General features: G+C 53.2%; 1 protein-coding gene. It reads right to left on the bottom strand.

Annotation, left to right across the window (positions count from 1 at the left end; all coding sequences use genetic code 11):
• On the bottom strand, window positions 1-603 hold a 603-nt coding region (locus tag DXZ20_RS36600), incomplete at its 3' end, for a cobyrinic acid a,c-diamide synthase CobB (protein ID WP_250566056.1).
• Window positions 604-790: the final 187 nt, after the last annotated feature.

Below are 790 nucleotides of genomic sequence, written 5' to 3'. Positions count from 1 at the left end.
TTCTTCCTCTGTCGCCCGCCATAGTCCTAGATGACGTTCAGGAATCCTTACGGGCTTAGAGCGAGGAATCCCCCCTACAATAGGCACCCGCACAGTCTGGCTGACCGCCGAACAAATGCGATCCAGGTGGGACGCACTGCCAATTTGGTTACAAATCACCCCCGCCACCGCCAGGTCTGGATCAAAGTTGCCATAGCCTGAAATCAGGGCTGCTGCACTGCGGGCCAAAGAACGGGCATTGATCACAAGAATTACCGGTGCCCCCAGCCACTTGGCCATTTCCGCCGTACTCCCCGATTCAGACTCCGCGCCGTAGCCATCAAACAGCCCCATCACCCCTTCAACAATGGCCAGATCAGCTCCCTGGCAAGCCTGATCAAAGATCTGACGATTCTGAGCCTGATTTAGCATCCAGCCATCCAGATTATGGGACACCCGCCCCGTTGCCCGCTGATGGTGGCTGGGGTCAATAAAATCGGGTCCTACCTTAAAAGGCTGTACCTGCAGACCCTGATGGGTAAACGCCCGCATGAGACCAATGGCGATAGACGTCTTACCCACACCACTGTGGGTTCCAGCAATAACAAGGGTGGGAATCGGCATGCTGTGAAAACTATGTTGAAACGCTAAAGGACCTTTAGTTACATAACATTTCTCGTAACATGCCACTGCCCTATGGAGCATTTGATCCTGGAAGACGGCGAGAGTTTATAGTTTTCCGAAAAATCAAAGTGTGCATAGGGCAAATCGGCATGGGGGAATTCCATGTTTCGTCGGCTGCCGACAAATG

Source organism: Adonisia turfae CCMR0081 (assembly GCF_011009555.1).
GTDB classification, from domain to species: Bacteria; Cyanobacteriota; Cyanobacteriia; order Phormidesmidales; family Phormidesmidaceae; genus Leptothoe; species Leptothoe turfae.
This window is presented reverse-complemented; position numbering and strand designations above follow the sequence as displayed.